Annotated in this window: 21 protein-coding genes; 9 read left to right on the top strand and 12 right to left on the bottom strand. The window is 71.6% G+C overall.

Annotated features, from left to right (window positions below; genetic code table 11):
* Positions 1–7: 7 nt before the first annotated feature.
* The 4 genes from IG84_RS0117940 (at position 8) to IG84_RS0117925 (ending at position 3,587) form a co-directional block, all read left to right on the top strand.
* Positions 8–964 carry a carbohydrate ABC transporter permease gene (locus IG84_RS0117940; RefSeq protein WP_031057973.1) on the top strand — a complete coding sequence of 319 codons (957 nt, stop codon included), beginning with the start codon at positions 8–10 and terminating at the stop codon, positions 962–964.
* Complete coding sequence (locus IG84_RS0117935) at positions 964–1,821, top strand: carbohydrate ABC transporter permease (protein WP_031057970.1); 858 nt, start codon at positions 964–966, stop codon at positions 1,819–1,821. The genes IG84_RS0117940 and IG84_RS0117935 overlap by 1 nt, the downstream gene beginning before the upstream one ends.
* Positions 1,818–2,486, top strand: a complete 669-nt coding sequence (locus tag IG84_RS0117930) for a hypothetical protein (protein ID WP_031057968.1) — start codon at positions 1,818–1,820, stop codon at positions 2,484–2,486. The genes IG84_RS0117935 and IG84_RS0117930 overlap by 4 nt, the downstream gene beginning before the upstream one ends.
* Positions 2,487–2,597: 111 nt before the next feature.
* Positions 2,598–3,587, top strand: a complete 990-nt coding sequence (locus IG84_RS0117925) for a CDP-alcohol phosphatidyltransferase family protein (RefSeq protein WP_031057967.1) — start codon at positions 2,598–2,600, stop codon at positions 3,585–3,587.
* 29 nt (positions 3,588–3,616) lie between these two features.
* Here IG84_RS0117925 and IG84_RS0117920 read toward each other — a convergent pair whose 3' ends face one another.
* The 4 genes from IG84_RS0117920 to IG84_RS0117905 form a co-directional block, all read right to left on the bottom strand.
* Complete coding sequence (locus IG84_RS0117920) at positions 3,617–5,722, bottom strand: ATP-binding protein (RefSeq protein ID WP_051861900.1); 2,106 nt, start codon at positions 5,720–5,722, stop codon at positions 3,617–3,619.
* Positions 5,723–5,890: 168 nt separating this feature from the next.
* Positions 5,891–6,925: an aldo/keto reductase gene (locus IG84_RS0117915; protein ID WP_078648958.1), complete on the bottom strand. Its 1,035-nt coding sequence runs from the start codon at positions 6,923–6,925 to the stop codon at positions 5,891–5,893.
* Complete coding sequence (locus tag IG84_RS0117910) at positions 6,922–7,680, bottom strand: SDR family NAD(P)-dependent oxidoreductase (protein WP_031057959.1); 759 nt, start codon at positions 7,678–7,680, stop codon at positions 6,922–6,924. Before IG84_RS0117910 ends, IG84_RS0117915 begins: the two co-directional genes overlap by 4 nt.
* Before the next feature lie 194 nt (positions 7,681–7,874).
* On the bottom strand, positions 7,875–8,699 hold the full coding sequence (locus IG84_RS0117905; RefSeq protein ID WP_031057955.1) for an amidohydrolase family protein: 825 nt from the start codon (positions 8,697–8,699) through the stop codon (positions 7,875–7,877).
* A gap of 195 nt (positions 8,700–8,894) precedes the next feature.
* Here IG84_RS0117905 and IG84_RS0117900 point away from each other — a divergent pair, with 195 nt between their 5' ends.
* The 3 genes from IG84_RS0117900 (at position 8,895) to IG84_RS0117890 (ending at position 11,658) form a co-directional block, all read left to right on the top strand.
* The gene (locus tag IG84_RS0117900; protein ID WP_031057952.1) at positions 8,895–10,256 is read left to right on the top strand and encodes a sugar porter family MFS transporter; all 1,362 of its coding nucleotides are present in this window, start codon (positions 8,895–8,897) and stop codon (positions 10,254–10,256) included.
* 138 nt (positions 10,257–10,394) lie between these two features.
* Positions 10,395–10,889 carry a cupin domain-containing protein gene (locus tag IG84_RS0117895; RefSeq protein WP_037800438.1) on the top strand — a complete coding sequence of 165 codons (495 nt, stop codon included), beginning with the start codon at positions 10,395–10,397 and terminating at the stop codon, positions 10,887–10,889.
* Positions 10,882–11,658: an SDR family NAD(P)-dependent oxidoreductase gene (locus IG84_RS0117890; protein WP_031057947.1), complete on the top strand. Its 777-nt coding sequence runs from the start codon at positions 10,882–10,884 to the stop codon at positions 11,656–11,658. The genes IG84_RS0117895 and IG84_RS0117890 overlap by 8 nt, the downstream gene beginning before the upstream one ends.
* On the opposite strand, the gene IG84_RS38940 is transcribed toward IG84_RS0117890, so the two are convergent.
* The 4 genes from IG84_RS38940 to IG84_RS0117870 all read right to left on the bottom strand — a co-directional run bounded on the left by IG84_RS38940 (position 11,636) and on the right by IG84_RS0117870 (position 15,784).
* Complete coding sequence (locus tag IG84_RS38940) at positions 11,636–12,622, bottom strand: LysR family transcriptional regulator (protein ID WP_031057944.1); 987 nt, start codon at positions 12,620–12,622, stop codon at positions 11,636–11,638. The two genes, IG84_RS0117890 and IG84_RS38940, sit on opposite strands and share 23 nt — an antisense overlap.
* 109 nt (positions 12,623–12,731) lie before the next feature.
* A complete protein-coding gene (locus tag IG84_RS0117880; protein WP_157848901.1) occupies positions 12,732–12,977 on the bottom strand; it encodes a hypothetical protein in 246 nt (81 codons plus the stop codon).
* A 160-nt stretch (positions 12,978–13,137) separates the two neighbouring features.
* Complete coding sequence (locus IG84_RS0117875; RefSeq protein ID WP_078648953.1) at positions 13,138–14,403, bottom strand: cysteine desulfurase; 1,266 nt, start codon at positions 14,401–14,403, stop codon at positions 13,138–13,140.
* A complete protein-coding gene (locus IG84_RS0117870) occupies positions 14,390–15,784 on the bottom strand; it encodes a family 2B encapsulin nanocompartment shell protein (protein WP_031057938.1) in 1,395 nt (464 codons plus the stop codon). The genes IG84_RS0117875 and IG84_RS0117870 overlap by 14 nt, the downstream gene beginning before the upstream one ends.
* A 455-nt stretch (positions 15,785–16,239) precedes the next feature.
* On the opposite strand from IG84_RS0117870, the gene IG84_RS0117865 reads away from it, so the two are divergent.
* Positions 16,240–16,539: a hypothetical protein gene (locus IG84_RS0117865; protein ID WP_031057935.1), complete on the top strand. Its 300-nt coding sequence runs from the start codon at positions 16,240–16,242 to the stop codon at positions 16,537–16,539.
* A 60-nt stretch (positions 16,540–16,599) separates the two neighbouring features.
* Here IG84_RS0117865 and IG84_RS0117860 read toward each other — a convergent pair whose 3' ends face one another.
* The 4 genes from IG84_RS0117860 to IG84_RS0117845 all read right to left on the bottom strand — a co-directional run bounded on the left by IG84_RS0117860 (position 16,600) and on the right by IG84_RS0117845 (position 23,268).
* On the bottom strand, positions 16,600–18,729 hold the full coding sequence (locus IG84_RS0117860; RefSeq protein WP_051861898.1) for a glycoside hydrolase family 3 N-terminal domain-containing protein: 2,130 nt from the start codon (positions 18,727–18,729) through the stop codon (positions 16,600–16,602).
* A 287-nt stretch (positions 18,730–19,016) separates the two neighbouring features.
* Entirely contained in the window at positions 19,017–20,663 is a 1,647-nt protein-coding gene (locus IG84_RS0117855; protein WP_245659390.1) for an MDR family MFS transporter, read from the bottom strand.
* Positions 20,660–21,895 carry a glycosyltransferase gene (locus IG84_RS0117850; protein WP_031057926.1) on the bottom strand — a complete coding sequence of 412 codons (1,236 nt, stop codon included), beginning with the start codon at positions 21,893–21,895 and terminating at the stop codon, positions 20,660–20,662. The genes IG84_RS0117855 and IG84_RS0117850 overlap by 4 nt, the downstream gene beginning before the upstream one ends.
* 59 nt (positions 21,896–21,954) lie before the next feature.
* The gene (locus IG84_RS0117845) at positions 21,955–23,268 is read right to left on the bottom strand and encodes a UDP-glucose dehydrogenase family protein (protein WP_031057923.1); all 1,314 of its coding nucleotides are present in this window, start codon (positions 23,266–23,268) and stop codon (positions 21,955–21,957) included.
* A gap of 155 nt (positions 23,269–23,423) precedes the next feature.
* Here IG84_RS0117845 and IG84_RS0117840 point away from each other — a divergent pair, with 155 nt between their 5' ends.
* Positions 23,424–24,074: a TetR/AcrR family transcriptional regulator gene (locus tag IG84_RS0117840; RefSeq protein ID WP_051861896.1), complete on the top strand. Its 651-nt coding sequence runs from the start codon at positions 23,424–23,426 to the stop codon at positions 24,072–24,074.
* Positions 24,075–24,161 lie beyond the last annotated feature (87 nt).

Below are 24,161 nucleotides of genomic sequence, written 5' to 3'. Positions count from 1 at the left end.
GCGAACGATGGACGAGGCGGCCGTACTCCCCCGGCAGCGCCCGGCCCCTGCGGTACAGGGCGGGAAGCGGCGGCCGAAGCGGGAACGGGAGGGCGCCGCCTGGGTGTTCCTCTCCCCCTGGGTGCTGGGCGCGGCCGTCCTCACCCTCCTCCCGATGGCGGTCTCCCTCTACCTCTCCTTCACCGACTACGACCTCTTCGACCCGCCGTCCTGGGTCGGCCTGCGCAACTACACGCAGATGTTCACCGAGGACCCGCGGCTGCTCCGCTCGGTCCTGAACACCCTGCTGTACGTCCTGGTGGCCGTCCCCCTCCAGCTCGCCCTGGCGCTGGCGGTGGCGGTCGCGCTGAAGTCGATGAAGCGCGGCAAGGGCTTCTACCGCTCCGCGTTCTACGCCCCGTCGCTGCTCGGCGCCTCGATGAGCATCGCGCTGGTGTGGCGGGCGCTGTTCAACGACGGCGGCACCGTCGACAACGTACTGGGCTCGCTGGGCCTGCACACCGGCGGCTGGGTCAACCGGCCCGGCTGGGCGCTGCTGTCCGTGGCGCTGCTGACGGTGTGGCAGTTCGGCGCGCCGATGGTCATCTTCCTGGCGGGGCTGCAGCAGATACCGAAGGAGCTGTACGAGGCGGCGTCGGTGGACGGCGCCGGACGGTGGCGGCAGTTCGTCTCGATCACCCTGCCGATGCTGTCCCCGGTCCTCTTCTTCAACCTCGTCCTGCAGACCATCCAGGCGTTCCAGGTCTTCACCCCGGCGTTCGCGGTGAGCGGCGGCCGGGGCGGCCCCGCGGACTCCACTCTCTTCTACACGCTCTACCTCTACGACCGCGGCTTCACCGCCTCGCACATGGGCTACGCCTCCGCGATGGCGTGGGTCCTGCTCATCGCCATCGCCATCGTCACCGCGGTGCTCTTCCGCACCTCCCGCTCCTGGGTCTTCTACGCGAACGAGGAGGGCCGCTGATGACCTTCACGCGTACCGCTGTGCGCGCCAACTGGCCGCGCACCGCCCTGCACGCCGGCTGCCTCCTGGTGCTGCTCGTCATGCTCTACCCGCTGGGCTGGCTGGTCGCGACGTCCTTCAAGCCGGCCGACGAGGTGCTCGCCAGCCTCGCGCTGCTGCCGTCCCGGCTCGCCACGGAGAACTACACGACGGCCGCGGCCGGCATCGAGGGCGTCAGCCTGCTGAAGCTCTTCGGCAACTCGCTGACCATCTCGGTCGGTGCCGTGCTCGGCAATGTACTGAGCTGCTCGCTGGCCGCGTACGCCTTCGCGCGGCTGCGGTTCCGGATGCGCGGTCCGCTCTTCGCCTTCATGATCGCCACGATCATGCTGCCGCACCACGCGGTGCTGATCCCGCAGTACATCGTCTTCAACCAGCTCGGCATGGTGAACACCTTCTGGCCGATGGTGCTGCCGAAGTTCCTGGCGACCGACGCGTTCTTCGTCTTCCTCATCGTGCAGTTCATGCGCGGGCTGCCGCGCGAGCTGGAGGAGGCGGCGAAGATCGACGGCTGCGGGCCGTTCCGTACCTTCGCGCGGGTCGTGCTGCCGCTCACCCGGCCCGCGCTGATCACCACCGCGATCTTCACCTTCATCTGGACCTGGAACGACTTCTTCACCCAGCTCATCTACCTCTTCGAGCCGGACAAGTACACGCTCACGCTCGCCCTGCGCACCTTCGTGGACACCTCCAGCCAGTCCGCTTACGGCCCGATGTTCGCCATGTCGGTCCTCGCGCTGCTCCCGATCGTGCTGTTCTTCCTCGCCTTCCAGCGCTTCCTGGTGGAGGGCATGGCGAACTCGGGGGTCAAGGGATGAGCGCCCCGACGGACACGGCATCCGCGCGACGGGAGCCCGGCGAGCTGTTCGGGCCGCGCTTCGCGTTCTTCGCCGACGTACTCGCCATCGGGCTCGCCACGACGGTGGCCTGCCTGCCGCTGGTGACGGTGCCGGCCGCGCTGGCCACGGCGTGCACGATGCTGCGCAGGCGGCAGTGGTACGACGAGCCCTGCACGGCCGGTCGGTACTTCGCCGCGCTGCGCGCCCGGCCGTGGCGCGCCGACCTGGTCGCGGGCGGAGCGCTGCTGGGGCTCGGCGCGCTGGTCGCGGCGGACGCGGGGCTGGCCGCCGCGGGGCTGCCGGGCGCGGTGCCGTTCGCGCTGTTCCTGGCGGCCGTGGGCACGGTACTGGCGGTGCTGGGGCTGCGGGCGTGTGCGCAGCCCGCCGCGGCGGAGGGCTGGACGGACGGCGCTGCGGGCGGCTGGCGCACCGCCGTACGGACGGCCGCGGCACTCACCGTACGGGACCTCCCCGGCAGCCTCCTGGTGCTGCTGGCGCTGGCCACGGCGGCGGTCTGCGCATGGACCGTACCGCCCGTGCTCTTCCTGCTGCCGGGGCCGTTGGCGGTGGCGCTGACGGCGGTCGAGGCGCGCCGAGCGGGCCCGTCCGCGACGGCGGACGCACTGAAGGCATCGACTCACTGACCCCGTAAGACCCTTACCCCCCACAAAAGGTTGCCCCGGGCGAACCTTGTGCAATCACCAATTACTTCCTTAACTTCTGGTGAAGCCCGTATAAACACCAGGAAGTCGAACATGCGCAGAGACATACCGCCCCTCGCCGAGGTGCGTCGCCTTACCCAGAAGAAGCGGGACGCATGGTGGACCGTGCTGCTGGTCGACCCGGTCGCCACTCCTCTGGTGCGGCAGACCGCGATGCGCACGCGGATCACCCCGAACCAGATCACCTGGGGCGCGCTCCTCCTCGGCCTGGTCTCCGCGGCCTGCTTCACGCAGGGCGACTGGCGCTGGCTCATCGCCGGTGCCGTGGTGTACCACCTGAGCTTCATCCTGGACTGCATGGACGGCAAGGTCGCCCGGCTCACCGGCCAGGGCTCCGTCTTCGGTGCCTGGCTCGACTACATCTTCGACCGCATCCGCGTGATGGCCTGCGCCGTCGCCCTGATGGGCGGTCAGTACCACCGCACCGGCAACACCTTCTACATCTGGCTCGCGGCGGGCGTGGTCGCGCTCGACGGCCTGCGGTACATCAACTCGCTGGAGATCTTCAAGACCCGGCACACGATGCGCAAGCAGATCAAGTCGCGCATCCGGGCGGCGCGGCGGGCCGAGGACACGGCGGAGGTCGCGTTCATGGAGGACCTGCTGCGCGACAACCCCGAGGCGGACATCGAGCAGGACCTCCAGCAGGACCGGGCGGACGACGCGCAGAGCACTGCGGGCACGCCGGTACTGGTGGCCGTACCGGCGCCGAAGCGGCGGAAGAAGTCCGACGTCATCGACCTGCAGCGGGAGTTCCGCAGCCGTTTCCCCGGCTATCTGCGGGCCCGCTCCTACCTGCTGCGGCACCGCGTCCGTACGCACCTCATCAGCGGCATCGAATTCCAGATGGGCGTCTTCATCGTCGGGCCGCTCTTCGACGCGGTCATCCCCGTCACGGTCGTCTCCGCCGTCCTCCTGCTCGTCTTCGAACTCGCCATCGTCTACAAGCTGCTCCTCTCCACCCGGGACTTCGCCCGCACCCTCGACTCCTTCGAGAACACGAAGACTCCGGCGGCGGCCTGAGCGCCGGGCCCCGGTCGGCGGTGCACTCATCACACGCCCAACGGCACCTTGCTGAGGGCGTCGGCGATGCCCGTGTCCAGGTCGGTGTCGTAGCCGGCCTGGAAGGCCCTCTTGTACGCGACGTCGCCGAGGGCGTCGCGGGTCTTCCGCTCATAGGCCCGGCGGACGGCAACAAGATCGGGGACGCCCAACTGCGGGGGCCCCAGGGTGCCCCAGACCTGCTGGGCCAGTCCGAGCAGCCGGGCGGCCCGTTCCCCCTGGCCGACGGCGATCACAGCCCCGGCAAGCTGGTCGATGACGAGCGCGGTTCCCACGCTGTCGTGCAGCCGATGCTTGGTTTCCAGGGCTGCCCGGGCATACCTCTGCGCCGTCTCGGGCCGGCCGCGCAGCAGTTCGGCCCGTGCGCGGAAGTAATCGACATAGGCGCGCGCCCAGCGTTCACCGTGCCGGTCGCAGAGGGTACGCACGTGCGCCAAGTGGGTGGTGGCTTCCTCGATGCGGCCCTCGGAGGTGTGCACGTGGCCGGCCATCAGCGGGGCCCAGAGCACGGGGAGGGCGAGTTCGTCGCCGGGTTGTTGCGTGACGAGCAGACGCTCCGCCATGGACAGCGCCTGTGTCCCGTGACCGCGCATCATCGCCGCGCCCATGGTGATGGTCATCGCGCAGGTCGCCGCTTCGGTGTCACCGAGGCGTTCGGCCGCGGCGGCGCATTCTGCGCTCCGGGCCAGGCTGGCGTCGGGGTCGCCCAGGCTCCTGAAAGCGAAGCCGCAGGCCCACAGGGCCTTGTTGCGTGCCCGGCTCGGCGTCGTGTCGAGTGCGAGCGCCCGGTTCAGGTAGTGCACGCCCTCGTGGGGAAAGCCGCAGGCCCCCCAGAAGAACCACAGTGCGCCGGCCAGCTCCAGCGCGGTGTGCTCCTCCTCCGGTGTGGTCAGGCTGTATTCCAGCGCGGCGCGGAGGTTGTCGTGCTCGCCGGTCATCCGGTCGTACCAGGCGTACTGGTCCGGGCCCAACCACGCGGCGTCGCCCGCGCGCGCCAGCGCCAGGTAGAAGTCCCGGTGCCGACGGCGTGCCCGGTCCTCCTCGCCGAGCCGCCGCAGCCATCCGGCGCCGTACTCGCGGATCGTGTCCAGCATCCGGAAGCGCGGGCCGCCGCCCGGGGACGGGGCGGCGGTGAGGAGCGAGGCGTGGGCCAGCGCGCCCAGCAGGGCCGGGATCCTCCCGGCCGGGAGCTCCGCGTCGGCACACACCCGCTGGGCCGTGTGCGCGTCGAAGCCGCCCGCGAACACCGACAGCCGCGCCCACAGCAGCCGCTCGGCAGGCGTACAGAGCTGGTGGCTCCAGCCGATCGCGGTACGCAGCCCCTGATGCCAGGGAGGTTCGGTTCCGTACACCACCTCGTCGGTCTCACCGAGTACGGAGAAGCGATCCTCCAGCCGCTCGGTCAGCTCGGTCACGGACATCTCGCCCAGCCGCGCCGCGGCCAGCTCGATGGCGAGCGGCAGGCCGTCCAGGCGCCGGCACAGCCGTACGAGGCCGGGGCGGTTGGCGTCGGTGACGGCGAAGCCGGGAACCGTGTCGGCGGCCCGCTGGGCGAGCAGCGCCACCGCGTCCGCCCCGCTCGCCGGCCGGCCGGCGGGCTCGAGGACCGGCAGCGGAGCCACTGTCAGCAATCGCTCCTCGGAGATCCGCAGGGGAATGCGGCTGGTCACCAGGATCCGCAGTCCCGGTGCCGCCGCCAGCAACGCCTGCACGGTCACCGCGCAGGTACCGGTCACGTGCTCGCAGGTGTCCAGTACCAGGAGCAGTTCCCGGTCCGCCAGATACTCCGCCACCACCTCGATCATGGGCCGGCTCGTCTGATCCGCCAGCGGGAGCGCCTCGGCGATGACGTGCGCCAGCAGCCCGCCTTGGCGCAGTGCCGACAGCGGCACCCACCACGCACCGTCCCGAAGACGCGGCTGTGCCTCGGCCGCGGCCCGCAGCGCCAGCCGGGTCTTGCCCACACCGCCGACCCCCGTCAGCGTGACCAGCCGCGCTCCCTCGAACAGCCGCTGAATCTGAGCCAGCTCCGCCCGGCGTCCGAACAACTCACCCGACTCGGCAGGGAGGTTCCCCATCCGCTGCGGCACCGCCACGGTCGCCCTCCTCGGCCCGCCCTGCGCGGGAGAAGCCCAGCCTGCCCAAGCTCGCCATGCTGCATGACCGATAGGGAGAAAACGATCACTGCCGACGGCTGCGGACCGTAAGAGACCGGGATGGACCACAACGGGGCATGTCCTGAGCGCCGGGGCGGCGGTGTCGGTTCAGGGGGTCGGGACGTGCGCCGGGAGCAGGCCCTCCGACCGGAGTTCCGCCCACATGTCCGCAGGGATGGGGCGGCGCAGGAGTTCGGTCGCGTCGGTTGCCTCGGTGGGTGAGCGGGGCCCGATGAGGACGCTTGCGACGGCCGGGTGGGCGAAGGGGAAGTGGAGGGTCGCGGCGCGCAGCGGAACGCCGTGCCGCTCCGTGACGGCCTTGAGGCGCAGGGCGCGCTCCAGTACGGGGCGTGCCGCGGGCGCGTAGTCGTAGGTCGCGCCGGGGCGCGGGTCGGCGAGCAGGCCGGAGTTGAGGACGCCGCCGATGATCACGCCGCGGTGGCGCGCCGCGGCCTCGGGCAGGACCTCGTCCAGGCCCGAGGGGTCGAGCAGCGTATAGCGGCCGGCGAGCAGGACGGCGTCGACGTCGGTGTCGCGGAGGAAGCGGGCGAGCATGGCGGTCTGGTTCATGCCCGCGCCGATCGCCCGGACCACGCCCTCGGCGCGGAGGCGTTCGAGCGCCGGGTACGCCTCGCCGAACGCCTGCTCCGCGTGGTCGTCCGGGTCGTGCAGGTAGGCGAGGTCGATCCGGTCGAGACCGAGGCGGTACAGGCTCTCCTCGATGCTGCGCCGGACGCCGTCCGCGCTGAAGTCCCGGACCCGGCGGTGGGTGGCCGGCACGGCGAAGCCGTGGGCGAGGTCGTCGCCGCCCGGGCCGCCGGGGCGCAGCAGCCGGCCCACCTTGGTGGAGAGCACGTACGCGTCGCGCGGCCGGTCGCGCAGCGCTGCGCCCAGCCGCCGTTCCGACAGGCCGAGTCCGTAGTGCGGCGCGGTGTCGAAGGCCCGGATGCCCTGATCCCAGGCGGCGTCGACGGTGGCGGTGGCCTGGTCGGGGGTGACGGCCGTGTAGAGGTTGCCGAGAGCGGCGCCGCCGAAGGACAGGGCGGTGAGGGGGACGCCGCTGCGCCCGAGGGTGCGGCGGCGTCCGGCAGGGCCGGGTGGCGCCGCGTTCCCGCTCCGCGCGTCCGGCGTTCCGCCGGTCACCGCTGCCCTTCGGGACGCAGCCGCAGGCCCGCCATGCCGCCGTCGACGGCGAGCGAGGTGCCGGTGACCGAGGCGGCTGCGGGCGACGCCACGTACGCGATGGCGGCGGCGACTTCCTCGGCGGTGACCAGGCGGCCCATCGGCTGCCGGGCGTTGAGCGCGGCGCGTTCGGCCTCGGGGTCGTCGGCCGCGTCCAGCAGCCGCCCGACCCAGGGGGTGTCGGCGGTGCCGGGGTTGACGCAGTTGACGCGGATGCCCTCGCGGACGTGGTCGGCGGCCATGGCGAGGGTGAGCGAGAGGACGGCGCCCTTGGAGGCCGAGTACAGCGCGCGCTGCGGCAGTCCGGCGGTGGCGGCGATGGAGCAGGTGTTGACGATGGCGGCGTGCGAGGACTCCCGGAGGTACGGGAGCGCCGCGCGGCTGGTGCGGACGATCCCGAGCACGTTGACGTCCAGGACGCGGTGCCACTCGGCGTCGGTGTTGTCCTCGACCGTGCCGGCCGCGCCGATGCCGGCGTTGTTGACCAGGATGTCGAGGCCGCCCAGGTCGCGGGCCGCGGCCCCGACCGCCTCGCGTACGGAGTCGTCGTCGCTGACGTCGGCCCGGTAGCCGGTCAGCGGCTCCTCGACCTTGTCGGGTACGAGATCCAGTACGGCCACCCGGGCGCCGCGCGCGGCGAGCAGCTCGGCGGTGGCCAGGCCGATGCCCGAGGCGCCGCCGGTGACCAGGGCCTTGAGGCCGTTCATGTCGTTCATGCCCGCTCCTCCTGGAGTGCGTCGTCGTCCTTCGTCGATCCGTTGCGCGCCGCGCGCGCCGCTTCTTGTGTGTGCCTCTTCCGTCGACTACACCGGCGAAATACATCGGATGTATTGGCCCGGCGACGTGAACATACGGTCACGCGGAGCCGCGGCACAAGAGGTCATCGGCTCTCGCCGGCTCTCATCCGATGTCATCCGACGCCCAGGCCGTAGACCCGCCGGGCGGTGTCACCCAGTACCGCAGCGCGCTCCGTGGCCGTACACCCCCGCAGCAGGTCATCGGTGAGGGCGCGCACCGCGGCGTAACCGCCCGCGAGTTCGCACACCGGCCAGTCCGAGCCGAACAGCACCCGGTCGGCGCCGAACGCGGCCAGTACGTGCTCGGCGTAGGGCCGCAGCAGCTCGGCCGTCCAGGCGTGCCCGGGCGCCTCGGTGACCAGCCCGGACAGCTTGCACACGGTGTTCGCGCAGGCCGCCATGGACGTGATCCAGGACGCCCAGGGCTCCCACTCCCCCGCCGCGATGCCCGGCTTGCCCGCGTGGTCGAGCACGAACGGCACCTCGTCCAGGCCGCGTACGCACTCCAGCGCGGCCTGCCGCTGCGGCGCCCGCACGAGTACGTCGTAGGCCAGCGCGCGGGCGCCGAGCGCGGCGAGTGAGCGCCGGACGTCGGAGCGGACCAGCCACCGCGGCTCGGGCTCGTCCTCGGCCTGGTGTCGTACACCGACGAGCAACGGGTCGTCGGGCAGGGCGAGTTCGGGTGCGGTGAGGTCCGTCCAGCCGACCACGCCCGCGATCAGGCCGCCGGAGGCGCGGGCCGTCGCGAGGAAGTCCGCGGTCTCCTCGGTGGTGGCCACGGTCTGCACGAGGACGGTGGCGGTCACACCGTGGGCCGCGGCCTGCTGCCGGAGGTCGGCCGGCGTGTAGGGGTGGTGGATCGGCGCGTGGGCGTCCGGATCCAGCCAGGGGTACGCGCGGACGGCCGGATTCCAGAGATGGTGGTGCGCGTCGATCACTGGTCCTCCCGGAGCGGGCCGGCGCCGCGTACGGCCGGTGAACTCGTCCTGCGGATACAGGAATACCGGATACCTCCGGGGAGCCCGGATGACAATAGGTCGGACCTCTTGACGATGGATGGGGTGCACACCATTGTCGCCCTCGGACCCAGCCCGCCCGTGTCTCCCGTCCGCCACCGCCATCGGAGGTTACCCGTGGCACAGGTCCAGTCCCCGACCGGAGCCGCCGCGCAGGGCGCCGAGAAGGTGCCCCGGCGGGTGCACTGGATCGCCGTACTCGGCGGCCTGTCCGGCCTGCTGTACGGCTACGACTCCGGCGCCATCTCCGGCGCGCTGCAACCGCTGACCGACCGGTTCGGCCTGGACGCCACGGGGCAGGGCCTGGTCACCAGCCTGCTGCTGCTCGGCGCGCTGCCGGCCATCGTCGGCGGCTCGCTCGCCGCCCGCCGCTGGGACCGCCGCCATCTGCTGGTCCTGGCGGGTGTCATCTTCGTCGTCGGCTCGGTCGCCTGCGGTCTGGCCTTCAATGCGGGTGCGCTGATGGTCGCGCGGTTCGTCCTCGGCTTCGCAGTCGGCATCGCGAACATGTTCGGCCTGATCTATCTCAGCGAGCTCGCGCCCAAGCACCTGCGCGGCCGTATCACCGCGCTCTACCAGCTCGCGGTGAACGTCGGCATCCTGCTCGCGTACGGGGTCGGCGACGCGCTGTCGGCGGCCGGCGCGTGGGAGTGGATGCTCGGCCTGGGTGCCGTGCCCGCGGTGGTCTTCCTGGCCGGCATGGTGCTCAGCCCGGCGGGCCCGCGCTGGCTGATGACGCACGGGCGCGAGGAGGAGGCCCGCGGCGTCCTGCGCCGGCTGCGCGCGACACCGGAGACCGCCGAGGCGGAGATCACCGAGATCCGCGACAGTCTGGCCCAACAGCACGCGGGATTGCGGGAGTTGGCGGGAACCTACCGTCCCGCGCTGCGCATCACCCTGATCCTGACCTTCTTCCAGGTCTTCACCGGCATCAACGCGGTGGTCTACTACGCGCCCGTCATCTTCTCCCACCTCACCGACGGCAACGGCTCCCAGGCGGGGACGATCGCGAACTACGGCGTCGGCGCGGCGCTGGTCCTGTCCACCGCGGCGTCGCTCCCCTTCATCGAACGCCTGGGCAGGGTGAAGCTGCTGACCGTCTCGCTGGCCGCGCAGGTCCCGCCGATGGTGGCGCTCGCCCTCTTCCCTGATGTCCCCGTGCTCGCCGTGATCTGCGTGTTCGTGTACACCTTCGCGTTCGGGTTCGGGCTGGGGCCGGTGTTCTGGCTGTACTGCCCGGAGGTGCTGCCGTTGCGGGCCAGGGCGCTGGGCATGGGCGTGATCACCTTCACCCAGTACCTGCTCAACTTCGCCTTCGCGCTGGCCTTCCCGGACGTACTGAAGACGATCGGCAGCTCCGTCTTCGCCGTCTTCGCCGTGCTGTCCGCGCTCGCCGCGTGGTACGTCGCCCGGCGCGTCCCGGAGACCGCCGGCCGCTCCCTGGAGGAGATCGAGCGGTACTGGCAGCAGCGCGCGTAGCCCGGTCGTCCACCACGCCCCTGCACGGAATGGCTGCCCGCACCGGTGACGGCCCGCCGGATACGGGTACGCATCACGGCGTCGTGACGACGAGAGGGGCGAGCCGTGCCGGGTACGGAGGGGACGACGGCGGGCGAGATGGCCGAGCGGTACGGGCTGCGGCCGCTGCCCGCCGAGGGCGGACTGTTCCGCCGGACGTGGGCGGGGCCGCCGGACGCCACGGGCCGCCCGGCCGGCTCGGCGATCATCGTGCTGCTCACCACGGACGCCGGTGGCTTCTCCGCCCTGCACCGGCTGCCCCTCGACGAGGTGTGGCACTTCTACCGGGGCGATCCCCTCGAACTGCTGCTCCTTGGGCCGGGCGGCGCCGGCCGGGTGGTGCTCCTCGGCGGCAGCGACGGGGAGGTGCAGACCGTGGTCCCTGCGGGTACGTGGATGGGCGCCCGGGTGATCCCGGGCGGGCGCTGGTCGCTGTGCGGTACGACGATGGCGCCCGGCTTTCTGCCCTCCGACTACGAAGGCGGCGACGTGGACGTCCTCACCAGGCAGTACCCCGGGTACGCGGAGCGGATCAGGGAGTTGTGCCGGCCCGGCGGCCCGCTGCGGATGCCGGACGGGGCCGACGATGAGTGAGGCGCGGCAGGCAGGCAGCCTGGCCGGACGGGTCGCCCTGGTCACCGGCGCCAGCGGACTCCTCGGCGGCGGGATCGCCCGGCGGCTCGCGCGGGCCGGGGCTGCCGTGGTGGCCCACTGGTACCGAGGTGAGGAGCAGGCCACGGCCCTCGTCAAGGAGATCACCGGGGAGGGCGGCAGCGCGCTGGCCGTACGGGCGGACGTGACACAGGAGGAGGAGTGCCGGCAGTTGGTCGACGCGGCGGCCTCCTGGCGCGGCCGGCTGGACGTCCTCGTCAACAACGCCGGGATCCAGCCGGTCCAGCCGCTCGCCGAGATGACGGCGGCCGACTGGCGGCGGCTCTCCGAAGCCAATGTGACCAGCGCGTTCTGCTGTACTCAGGCGGCCGTCGGGGCGATGCGGCGCGGGGACGGCGGATCGGTCGTGCACATGGCCTCGATCGAGGGCTCCCAGCCCGCGCCGGGGCATGCGCACTACAGCGCCGCCAAGGCCGCGCTGATCATGTTCGCCCGCTCGGCGGCCATGGAATACGGCCCCCTCGGCATCCGCGTCAACACCGTCTCCCCCGGCCTGATCGACCGCCCCGGCCTCGACACGGACTGGCCGGAGGGCGTCGACCGGTGGACCCGCGCCGCGCCCCTCACCCGGCTCGGCCGCCCCGAGGACGTCGGCGACGCCTGCGTCTTCCTCGCCTCGGACGCGGCCTCCTGGATCACCGGCACCGACCTGGTCGTGGACGGCGGCGTCAGCGCCCGTCCGACGTGGTGACGCCGTCCTGACCGTGCTCCGCCCCGTGTCCCGGCCCGCTCTCCGGTTCGGGTTCGTCGAGGTCGCAGCCGTGATCGCAGATCAGGTCGATGACCGCGCGCAGCAGTTCGGAGTCGTCGTCCGCGCGCCAGACCAGGTGGAAGCGGTGTTCGGGGCCGGGCTCACTGAGCGGCAGGACGGCGACGCCCGGGCAGGTGATGTTGGCGGGGTCGGAGACGTCGGCGGGGTGCGCGTGCACCAGCCCGGACGCCGTGCCGGCCGCCACCAGCGCCATGAGCTGCTCCTGTTCGCGCAGCCGGTGGTGCTGCCAGAGCGGGGCCACGCCGTGGTCGGCGAAGAACCGTACGGTCGCGTCGTGCACGCCGGGCGCGGTGTCCCGCTCGTTGATCAGGAACGGCATGCCCTCGAACGCGCCGAGCGGCACCGGGACCTGCTTGGTCAGCGGCCCGGGCGCGGGCACCGCCACATGGTCGTCGCGGTACCTCCCGACGATCAGGGACGACGTCCCGTGCGGCGGCAGCGGATCGCGGACCAGCGCCAGGCCGAGCTCACCCTGTACGAGGGCGTCCAGTGCCTGCAGGCTCCACATGGGGACGGACACCACGGCCACGTCGGCCCGTGCACGCGCCACCTTGCCGATCAGTACGTCGACGAGGCGGGCCGCGCCCGGGGCGCAGCCGATGCGCAGCTCGCCCAGCCGGGCGGCGCGCAGGGTGCGCGCGGTGTCCTCGATCTCGGCGGCCGAGGCGAGCGTGCGGCGCGCGGCGGGCAGCAGTTCGCCGCCCGCGGGGGCGAGCTCCACATGGCTGCTCGTCCGGTCGAAGAGGACGAGGCCCAGCTCCCGTTCCAGGTCGCTGATGCGGCGGCGGACGGCGGCGGGCGCGACGTGCAGCCGGGCCGCGGCGTGGCCGTAATGCAACTCCTCGGCCACCAGGGCGAAGTACTCCAGATCACGCAGTTCCATGTTCCGCTCCCCACCTTGTACATGGCGGACCCCGCTCTCCCGGAGAAGAGCGGGGCTGGTGCTCGACAGGTCTCAGTGGCAGAGGCCCCCGCCGGCCGGAAGCGCCGAATCAGTCGTCGCTGTCGTCGTCGCTGTTGTCGGCACCGGTCTCCAGGAGGAGGCTGTGGGTCTCCGCGCCCGTGGTCGACGCGCCGTGGTGCTCGCTGGCGCTTCCGCTCTGGTAACCGGAGTCGGTGGTCGCGATCTTGGTGTTCAGGAACTCGGGCTCGTCGGCCACGGCCGTGCCGCCGGCCGCCAGGACAAGGGCTGCCACGGGAACGACGAGAGCGGTCAGGCGCTTCGCAGTGCGGTTCATCTTCGGTTCCTCCATAGGTTGCACAGGGAAGAGGCGGCTTCCTGCACCGCCCGGCAGTCGATGAGTAACCACGCGTCACAGCCGTCACACACTCCGTCACCTGAATGGAAGGGACGGAGTGGCGCGGACGGCTCCGAGGTGCCTCGACCGGCCCCTTCCGTCACTGCTGCCGCATGTTCTGCAGCGAAGCGACCAGGGTGTCCACCTCCCGCGGCGTGTTGTAGAGGGCGAAGGAGGCGCGGACCGCGCTCTCCAGGCCGTAGTGGCGCAGCGCGGGCTGGGCGCAGTGGTGGCCGGCCCGGACGGCGATGCCGTCGCGGTCCAGGCACTCGGCGACCGCCGCCGGGTCGTATCCCGCGAGTGTGAAGGTGAGGACGGAGATCCGCTCGGGGGCGGCGCCGATGAGTTCCAGTCCGGGGACGCCGGCCAGGGCCTGTACGGCGTACTCCGTCAGGGCCTTCTCGTAGGCGGTGACGGCGGTGCGGTCCTGCGAGGTCAGCCAGTCGATCGCGGCGCGCAGGCCGACGGCGCCGGCGATGTTGCCGGTGCCCGCCTCCAGCAGATGCGGTACGGGGGCGAAGGTGGTCCGGCCGAAGTCGACCGAGTCGATCATGTTGCCGCCGCCCTGCCACGGCCGCATGCCCGCGAGCACCTCCGGCTTGCCGTACAGCGCGCCGATCCCCGTGGGGCCGAAGAGCTTGTGCCCCGAGAAGACGTAGAAGTCGGCGTCCAGCGCCTGTACGTCCACCGGGAAGTGCGCGACCGCCTGGGCGCCGTCCACCAGCACCTTGGCGCCGTACCGGTGTGCCAGCGCCGTCATCTCCCGCACGGGCGGGACGGTGCCGAGCACGTTGGACGCGTGGCTGAGGGCCACGAGCTGGGTGCGGAAAGAGAGCAGGTCGGCGAAGGCGTTCTGGTCGATCTGCCCGTCCGGTCCGAGCGGTACGGGCACCACGCGGGCGTGCCGCTCCTTGGCGATCATCTGCCACGGCACGATGTTGGAGTGGTGTTCGAGGACCGGTACGAGGATCTCGTCGCCGGCGCCGAGGTTGGCCCGGCCCCAGGTCTGGGCGACGAGGTTGACCGCCTCGGTCGTGCCGCGGACGAAGACGACGCTGTCCGGGGAGGGGGCGCCGAGGAACGAGGCGACGGCCGCGCGGCTCCCCTCGTACGCCTCCGTGGCCTCGCGCGCCATGGTGTGGGCGCCGCGGTGGATGTTGGAGTTGGCGGAAGCGTAGAAGGCGGCGAGCGCCTCGATGACCTGGCGCGGCTTCTGGGTGGTGGCACCGTTGTCGAGCCAGACCAGCGGGTGGCCGTTGACCGTACGGTGCAGGACCGGGAAGTCGCGCCGCACGGTCTCGGGGTCGAATCCGCGCCCGGGGCTCGCGGCCCTCCGGGGCGCCTCCAGGGTCTCAGGAGTAGTCATAGTACTTGGACACCTCGACGTTCTGGAGCACGGCGATGGCGTCCTCGACCAGGACCGCGGTGTTGAAGTAAGCAGTCATCAGGTAGGAGGTGATCGCCTTCTTGTCGGTGCCCATGTTCCGCATGGACAGGCCGGGTTCGACCTCGTCGGGCACCTCGGAGGGGCGCAGGCCCACCACGCCCTGCTCGGCCTCCCCCGCCCTGATGAGCAGGATCTCGGTGGTGCCGGTCACCGCGCCGGAGCCGTTGGTGAAACCCACCTTGTCGGACGGCAGCAGCGGCACGCCGCGCCAGGTCAGCAGGGGGCTGCCGAAGCGGGTGTCCATCACCGGGGGCACGCCCCGGCGGGTACATTCCCGGCCGAACGCGGCGATGGCCTTCGGGTGGGCGATGAAGTAACCGGGCTGCTTCCAGACCTTGGTGAGGAGTTCGTCGAGGTCGTCGGGGGTGGGCGCGCCGGTGCGCGCCTGGACCCGCTGGCCCGGGGTGACGTTGTGGAAAAGGCCGAAGTCGGGGTGGTTCAGCATCAGGGATTCCTGGCGCTCGCGCAGCGCCTGGATGGTCAGGTCGGCCTGGGCCCGCACCTGGTCGTTGGGTTCGTTGTAGAGGTCGGAGACGCGGGTGTGGACGCGCAGCACCGTCTGGGCGACGGTCATGTGGTACTCGCGCGGCGTGTCCTCGTACTCGACGTAGGTACCGGGCAGTTCGGGCTCGCCCACGTGGCCGCCGGCGAGCTGGATGGGGGCTTCCTTGCCGGCGAGGGGCGCACCGCCCTCGCTGTACGCGGTGACCGCGGAGCACAGCGCTTCGTCGCGGTCCGACAGGCGGCCCAGGACGGACCGCTCGACGCAGAGCGCGACGCCGGGGGTGAGGGCCTTGACCTGGTACGGCGTGCGCTCGCCGCGGGTCCAGGAGTCCAGGTCGAAGAACTGGCCGTCGCCGACCACCTCGAGCACGGTCTCCTCGCCGTAGCGGGTGGTCACACGCTTCTCCGCGCGGCCGTGCGCCAGCACCCACAGCCGGTCGGTGGACTCGCCCTCCTGGACGAGTAACTGGCCGGCGTCGAAGCTGACTTCGGTGAACGCCTGGGCCAGTTCGCCGAGCAGCGCCGGGTCCGCCTCGCGCAGGTAGGGGATCTCCCGCAGGTCCTCGCTGACCACGCGGCGGGTGCCCTCGTGGTCGGTGTCGATGGTGATCCGGTCGTCGCCGAGCAGGAATGTACGGCGCCGGTTGACGCGGAAGACGCCGGAGTCGACGTCCACCCAGGGCAGCGCGCGGAGCAGGTAGCGCGGGGTGATGCCGCGCATCTGGGGCGCGGTCTTGGTGGTGGTCGCGAGTTGCCGTGCGGCATCCGGGCCGAGGGTGAGGCGGTGGTCGCTCATGGGGACTCCTGGAGGTCGGTGGGGGGTTGGCCCCGTATGGACGTCCCGGACACGGTGGAGCGGCGGCCGGGAACGAGAGTGATCGTCACGGCGGGCACTTATCGACCACAAGACGGCGTTGCGCTTGATAGTCCTGAAACAATCGGACCGGTTCTTGTGGTAATTAGTCCGGAATACAACCACTTCGCGTGTCAAGAAGGCGTGACCAGCGCCCGAACCCCCGATGTCCGCGACACCTGCCCGGTCGCACGCCTTCCGGACGCCACCGTCCGATTCCCGGATACGACGCGATTACGTCCGTACGGCCGTTCGGGGCGACCTCATACCGGATACGGCGACGGATCAGACATCAGCGATAAAATGCGGTGACTGATCTAGCATTCGGGGCACACTGGCGCATTTTGTCAATATCGCGCAAAGATCATCCACAGCACCGCAGATCAGGAGGAAGGGTCATGGCGACAGCCACGCACACCACCCACCAGGGTCACACCCATCAGCACGGAGCCGGCTGCGGTCATGTGGCTGTGCCGCACGGCGACCACGTCGACTATGTGCACGACGGCTGTCTGCACCGTCCCCACGAGGACCACGTCGACGAGTGCGAGACCACCGCGCACACCGAGCACCAGAACCACACCCACCAGCACCAGGAGGGCTGCGGCCACGTCGCGGTTCCGCACGGCGACCACGTGGACTACCTCCACGACGGCCACCGCCACGCCCCGCACGACGGCCACTGGGACGACCACTGACGCACCTCGCCACCCGCCGTGCGGCGGGTGGCGGATGGCGAGTGGTCGGTGCCCGACGAGTCAGCTCACCGTAAGGCCCGTCTTGGCGGTGGCGGCCGAGCTGGTGCCGACGTAGAGGTCGAACGCGCCTGCCTCCACGGTGAAGTGGCCGTGGCTGTCGTTCGTCCAGAAGCCCAGGTCCTCGGCGCCGAGGCGGAAGCGCACCGTGGTGTGCTTGCCCGGCTCCAGGGTCACCCGGCGGAAGCCGCGGAGCCTGCGGACCGGCTGGGTGAGGGAGGCGGCGCGGTCGTGGACGTAGAGCTGTACGACCTCGTCGCCGGCCCGCTCGCCGGTGTTGCGCACCTCGACCGACACCTCCAGGGTGTCGCCCTTGCGCAGCGCGTCGGCGGCCACGCTCGACCGGCTGAGCTTGGGCTCGCCGAGCGTGAAGTCGGTGTAGCTGAGCCCGAAGCCGAACGGGAACTGCGGGCCGTCGGGCAGGTCCAGGTACTTGGAGGTGTACTTGTTGTCCGGGTCGTAAGGGCGCCCGGTGGACTCGTGGTTGTAGTGGATCGGGATCTGGCCGACCGTGCGGGGGAAGGAGACGGGGAGCTTGCCGCCCGGGTTCACGGTGCCGAAGAGGACGTCCGCGATGGCGTGGCCGGCCTCGATGCCGGGGTGCCAGGCTTCCAGGACGGCGGGCGCCTGCGCGAGCCAGTCGCCCACGGTCAGCGGGCGGCCGTTCACGAGTACCACGACGAACGGCTTGCCGGTGGCCGCGACCGCCTCGATGAGCTTCTCCTGCGCGCCCGGCAGCGAGATGTCGCTGCGGGCTGCGGCCTCGCCGCTGATCGCCGGGGGCTCGCCGACGACGACCACGGTCACGTCGGCGGCCTTGGCGGCGGCGACGGCCTCGCCGATGCCGCCGGTGTCCTTGCCCGCGGCGTCGACGCCCTTCGCGTAGGTGACCTTCGCCTTCGGCGCGGCCTTCTTGACGGCGTCCAGCACCTTCACCGCCGGGAACTTCTTCTCGGAGGCCGGGATCACCCAGGTGCCCAGGAGGTCGGCGGAGTCGGCGAAGGGGCCGACGACCGCGATCGAGGACGCCTTGGCGGACAGCGGCAGCACCGACTTCTCGTTCTTGAGCAGCACCATGGAGCGGGCCGCTGCCGCGCGGGCCGCCTTGCGGGCGTCCGCCGACGGCTCCGTGATCTCGTCCGTCTCCTCGACGTAGGGGTGGTCGAAGAGGCCGAGCTGAAACTTGAGCTGCAGTACCCGGTACACCGCGTCGTCCAGCCGCTGCTGCTCGATCTTGCCGGCGCGCAGCAGCTTCTTACCGTTCTCGACGAAGTGGGTGCTGGTCATCTCCATGTCGACACCGGCGTTCAGCGACAGCCGCGCCGCGTCGGCGCCGTCCTCGGCGAAGCCGTGCGCGATCAGCTCCTTCACACCGGTGAAGTCGCTGACCACCAGCCCGTCGAAGCCCCACTCCTTCTTGAGGACGTCGGTGAGGGTGTGCGGGTTGGCGTGCGCGGGGACGCCGCTGATGGTGTTGAAGGACGCCATGACGGTCGCCACGCCGGCGTCCAGGGCGGCCTTGAACGGCGGCAGGTAGAGGTTGCGCAGCCGGGATTCTGAGACGTCGACCGTGTTGTAGTCGCGGCCGCCCTCCGCGCCGCCGTAGGCGACGAAGTGCTTGGCGCAGGCCGCGATCCGGTCCTTGGCCTTGAGGCCCTTGGGGTCCTCGCCCTGGTAGCCACGCACCTTGGCGGCGGCGAACGCCGAGGTGAGGTACGGGTCCTCGCCGCTGCCCTCCGCGATACGGCCCCAGCGCGGCTCGTGGGTGACGTCCATCATGGGCGCGAAGGTCCAGTGCACGCCGTTCGAGCGGGCCTCCTTGGCGGAGACCTCGGCGTCCGCCGCGGTGACCTCGGGGTCGAAGCTTGCCGCCTGGGCGAGCGGGATGGGGAAGTTGGTCCACATGCCGTGGATCACGTCCAGACCGAAGACCAGCGGGATGCCGAGCCGGGACTCCTCGACGGCGATCTTCTGCAGGGCGTTGGTGGTCTTCGCCCCGAAGATAGAGAAGACCGAGCCGAGCATGCCCTTGCGCGCGGCGTCCTCGACCGCCTTGGTCTCGCCGCCGCCGGGACCGGTGTCCCAGGTCCACGGGAGCTGCTGCAGCTGGCCGAACTTCTCATCGACCGTCATCCGGCCCAGCAGTTGCTTGATCTTCTGATCGTACGGCCCGGAAGCACGGGGACCGCTTCGTGCAGCCGGTGCGGCAGCGGCTTGCGCGTTGCCCACCCCCAGGAGCCCGCCGGCGACGGCCGTACCACCGGCCGCACTCAGAAGCGTGCGTCGTCGCATCCCCTGCATGAGTTCACCTCTTCGGCAATGGGCAGGCCGCATTGCCTGCCCTGAATTCAGAAGGTGAATGGACGTTAAGTTTTCCCTGACTGGTGGGTCAAGAGGCGCGACACCGCTCCCCGTACGTGTCACTCGTCCGAGAGCTTGAGGTTCGGCACTCGCAGTGCCGCGACCAGGAAGGCCAGCAGCGTCACGGCCGCGCCCGCCAGGAAGACGATGCGCATGGCCGCCACATAGCCCTCCAGGAAGGGCAGGGCCAGGCGTGGGTTCAGGGTGTGCAGGAAAGCGGAGTCCTCCAGGTTCAGGCCGCCGTTCGGGCGGAGCACTCCGCTCAGCGTCCGGGCGTTGCCGGGTTCTTCGGCGAGCCGGCGCAGTTCGGGGTGGCGGAACGCCGCGGACAGCCGTTCGCCGATCCGCGAGCCGGCCAGGGAGAAGAGGATCGAGAGGAACGCGGCGGCGCCGACCGTACCGCCGTTGGAGCGGAAGAAGTTCACCGAGGCGGTCGCGGCGCCCATGTCCGTACGCGGCACCTCGGACTGGGCCAGTGTGGTCATGGTCTGCATCGCCGCGCCCAGCCCCGCGCCCATGAAGAGCATGCCGATCGAGACGTACCACAGCGGGCTGTCGACGCTGAGTGTCGCGTAGACCAGCATGGCGGCGGTGAAGCAGCCGATGCCCGTCACGAGGTGGACCTTGAGCCGTCCGGTACGGGCGATCAGCCGGCCGACCGTCAGCGTGACGGCGACGTTGGCGACCGTGGTGGGCAGCATGGCCAGGCCCGCCGCCATCGGGCTCATGCCCTGGGCGAGTTGGAGGTACAGCGGCAGCGTGGTCATTGCCCCGAACATGCCGATGCCCACGATGAAGTGCAGCAGGGTGCCGAGGCGGAAGCTGCGGACGCGGAAGAGGCGGAGGGGCAGCAGCGCCGCCTCGCCCATGCGCCGCTCGATGAGGACGAAGCCCGCCAGCCCCACGGCGCCGGTCGCGTACAGGGCGAGCGCGGCCGGTGAGGCCCAGCCCCAGCTCCGGCCCTGCTCGGCGATGACGAGGAGGGGGACGACGCCGACGGCGAGGGCGAGCGCGCCGCCGTAGTCCAGGCGGTGCCGTACGGGCTGGTGCGGCACCCGGCGCAGCACGCGCGTGATCACGGCCAGGGCCACCGCTGCCAGCGGCACGTTGACCAGGAAGATCCAGCGCCAGCCGGTGATGCCGAGCAGCATGCCGCTGCCCGCGAACACGCCGCCGACCACCGGCCCGATGATGCTGGATCCGGCGAAGACCGCCATGAACCAGCCCTGGTACCGGCCTCGTTCGCGGGGCGAGGTGATGTCCGCGATCACGGTCATGGCCAGCGACATCAGCCCGCCGCCACCGAGGCCCTGGAGCGCGCGGAACGCGGCGAGCTGGTGGATGGACGCGGCGCAGCCGCACAGCAGCGACCCGGCGGCGAAGAGCAGGATCGCGACCAGGTAGACGGGGCGGCGGCCGTGGATGTCGGAGAGCTTGCCGTACAGCGGCGTGGCGATGGTGCCGGTGACGAGGTAGGCCGTGGTCACCCATGCCTGGGCGGTCAGTCCGTGCAGGTCGTCGGCGATGGTGCGGAGCGCGGAGGAGACCACGGTCTGGTCGAGCGCGCCGAGGAACATGCCGAGCATCAGGCCGGACATGACGATGACGACCTCGCGGTGGGACAGCCGCGCGGGCGGCCCGGCCTGCTCGGCCGGTCCGCCCGCGGGCTGCTGCTCCTGCTTCCGGAGCGCGTCGGAGGAGGTCACGCGCGCTCTCCCACGAGCCTCTCGAGGTCGGCCACCGCGTGCTCGATCTCCGGCAGCGCCAGCATCTCCAGCCGCGCACGGCGCGCGGTGGCGGCGGCGCCGGAGTCGGCCAGCACCTGCCGGCAGACCGCGGCGATGCCGTCGGGAGTGCGGTCGGTGATCTGCCGGCCCAGCCCCAGCTCCTCGACGCGCTCCGCGTTGGGGTGCTGGTCACCGAACTGCGGGAGGACCGCCAGCGGCGTGGCGGTGCGCAGCGCTTCGCGGATGCTGTTGAAGCCGCCGTGGGTGAGGAAGAGGTCGACGCACTCCAGGAGCAGCGGCTGCGGCAGCCGGTCGGTGACGTGGACGTGCGGCGGCAGCGCCGTGGTGTCCACCGGGACTCCGGAGGTGGCGACGATCACCGTGCACTCGTCCAGCTTCGCCGCGGCCTCGACGATGCTCTGCAGCGTCTTGGCGGCGTCGGGCATCTCGAAGGGCATCTCCGGAAGCTGCTGCCCCTCTTCCATCCGCTTCTGGAGCATGGGCAGCGCCGTGCCGATGGCGGCCCACACCAGCGGCCGGTCGGTGGGCAGTTCGGCGACCCACGGGGGCAGGACCGAGTCGCGGTCCACGTTCACCGTCTGGCGGTACGCCCAGGGGCCCGGCAGGTGGCGGGCGAAGGAGAAGTCCGCCGGTACGTAGTCGATGCGCCCGTGCCGGACGATCGAGAGCGGGTCCTCCTGGGTGGGCAGCCCGAGTTCGGCGCGCAGGGCGTTCAGGCCGGGGTGGATCTCCGTCGGGTCGAGGACGTTGCTCGCGCCCGAGGGCGTGGGGAGCTGCGGGATGCCCAGTTCCTCGGCGATGAGGCAGGAGCTGAGGTCCATGCCGTCGCGCAGGATGAGGTGAGGGCGGAATTCCAGTGCCACGGGGCGCAGGGCCTCGCGGAGCCGCTCGGCCATCGGGCCGGACAGGACCCTGATCATGAAGCGCACGATGGCGGCCTGCTGCTGTTCCGGGCCGAGAGCCGCGGCGTCCGCGATGCCGGCCAGGTCCTGTGCCGGGTCGGCGAACTCCTGGGGCGAGAAGCGCGGCAGGCAGGTCAGCACGTGGTGGTCGTCCTGCTGGAAGAGCGGGGCGAGCTCCTCGGTGGTCGCCACCCGTACCTCGTGTCCCGCGGCCACGAGGGCCCGGAGCAGGGGAAGCTGGGCGCGGCCGTGCGAGGGACTGCCTGTGGTGGTGCACAAGACTCGCATGAAAGGGGCCTTTCGGTTCGGTCCGTCGTGGGGGGTGGGGCGCCGGCCCCGGGCCGTGGTCAGCCGGCCATCGTGTACGGGCTGCCGATGCTCTGCCGGACGAGCCCGGCGCGCTCCAGCCGCTCCTGGTCGAGCACGTTGCGGAAGTCGTGGACGAGGCGGCCGTCGAGACGGGCGGCGACCTCCTCCCAGTCCAGTTCGAGGAAGTCCGGCCATTCGGTGAGGACGAGGACAGCCTCGGCTCCCTCGGCCGCCTTCAGCGGGTCGTCCACGAGGGTGACCAGGTCGCTCAGGTCGGGCCGGGCCTCGGTCAGCGCGGGATCGTAGGCGTACAGCTCGGCGCCGCGCTCCCGGAGCTGCCGGGCGATGGCCAGCGCGGGCGAGTCGCGCAGGTCGGCGGTGCCGGCCTTGAACACCAGGCCGTACAGGGCCAGCCGTACGCCGTCGAGCGAGCCGTCGCCGCGCGAGGACTGGGCCGCGACGCGTTCCACGAGGCGGGCCTGGTGCTCGACGTTGGTCTCGATGGTGGCGCGCAGCAGCGGGAAGTCGATCCCGGCCGCCTCGCAGACGGACAGCAGCGCGTGGGTGTCCTTGGGCAGGCAGGAGCCGCCCCAGCCGGGGCCCGGCTGGAGGAAGGCGGCGCCGATGCGCGGATCGTGGCCGATGCCCGCCGTGACGTCGCCGATGTCCGCGCCGAAGCGCTCGCACAGCGTCGCCAGGTTGTTGGCGAAGGACAGCTTCATGGCGAGGAAGAAGTTGGCCGCGTACTTGGTGAGCTCGGCGCTGGCGGCGTCGGTGACGACCAGCGGTGCCGCGAGGTCGGTGTACAGCTCCGCCACCCGCCGCGCGGCCTCGGCCTCCGCTCCCCCGACCACGATCCGGTCCGGGTGCAGGAAGTCGTGCACGGCGCGCCCCTCGCGGAGGAACTCCGGGTTGCTCACCACGGAGACGTCCGGCCGGCCGAGCAGCGCGGCGACCCGGTCCGCCGTGCCGACGGGCACCGTGGACTTGTTCACCACGACGGCACCGTGCGGCAGCTCGGCGCGGATCTCCCCCGCGACGGCCTCGACGGCGGCCAGGTCGGCGGCGCCGCCCGCGCCCATGGGCGTCGGGAGGCAGAGGAAGACCACATCGGCGTCGCGCACGGCGGCCGGGGTGTCCCCCACGAATTGCAGGAGGTCCGAATCCAGCCCCTCCTGTACCAGTTCGGGCAGTCCCGGCTCCAGGATGTCGACCTCGGCCCTGCGGAGCCGCTCGACCTTGCCCGGGTCGGCGTCCGCGCACACCACCCGGTGCCCGAGTGAGGCCAGGCAGGCGCCGGTGGTCAGGCCCACATAACCGGTACCGATGACGGCAACGCGTCTCTCAGTCACTGATAATCACCTTTTCGAATGATCGTCGCGGCCCGACCTTATGGAGGGGCCCCGGAGTGGGTCAACGATCGATGACAACAACCGATGACTTCCGGACACGCTCCGGATCCTGGACCATGTGCTGCTGAACGACGAGCCGAAGAAGGTACGAACGCGTGGACCGATCGACAGCGAAGGCGAAGCACGACACCGGCGAGCAGCCCGCACGGGCGCGCAAACACGACGCGGCGGGCACCCGCAGCGCCCTGATGGAGGCCGCGGCGCTGCGCTTCGGGAGGTACGGCTACGACGGCGCCAGCATCCGGGACATCGCCGGGGACGCGGGGGTCGACGCCGCCCTCGTGTACCGCTATTTCGGCTCCAAGGAAGCCCTGTTCGCGTCGGTGTCCATGGACCCCGCGATATTCGACCCGCTGCTGGAGGTCCCGCTCGACGAGGTCGCCGCCTGGGTCTGCGACTTCGTCACCAACAGCCCGCCGGACGAGGAGGTACCGCACCCGGTACTGTCCGTGCTCCGCTCCTCCAGCCGCGAGGAGGCCCTCCGGCACTTCCGCGACAAGGTCGCCGAGGTGTTCTCCGGCCGGTTCGCCGAGCGCCTGGAGGGACCCGACGCGGAGCTGCGCGCCGAGCTGCTCGCCGCCTGGCTCCTCGGTACGAGCCTGATGCGCAAGGCGTTCCGCACGCCCGCCCTGGACGCGGCCTCGCCCGCCACCCTGGAGACCCACCTCCGCGCCGGCCTCGCCGCCCTCCTGCAGCCGGACCAGCGCGACTGCGGCTGCACGTGCAGCTGTCCCTGCGGGCTCTGAGCCCGCCACTCTCCCCCGCCCCGACGGGCCACGGCCGCTCCAACGGCCGTGGCCCGTCGTCGTTTTCCGGCTCCGCGCACTGCCTTC

The organism is Streptomyces ochraceiscleroticus (assembly GCF_000720485.1).
In the GTDB taxonomy this organism is placed as follows: domain Bacteria; phylum Actinomycetota; class Actinomycetes; order Streptomycetales; family Streptomycetaceae; genus Streptomyces; species Streptomyces ochraceiscleroticus.
Note: the sequence above shows the minus strand (reverse complement) of the source record. Positions and strands in the feature narration are given on the sequence as shown.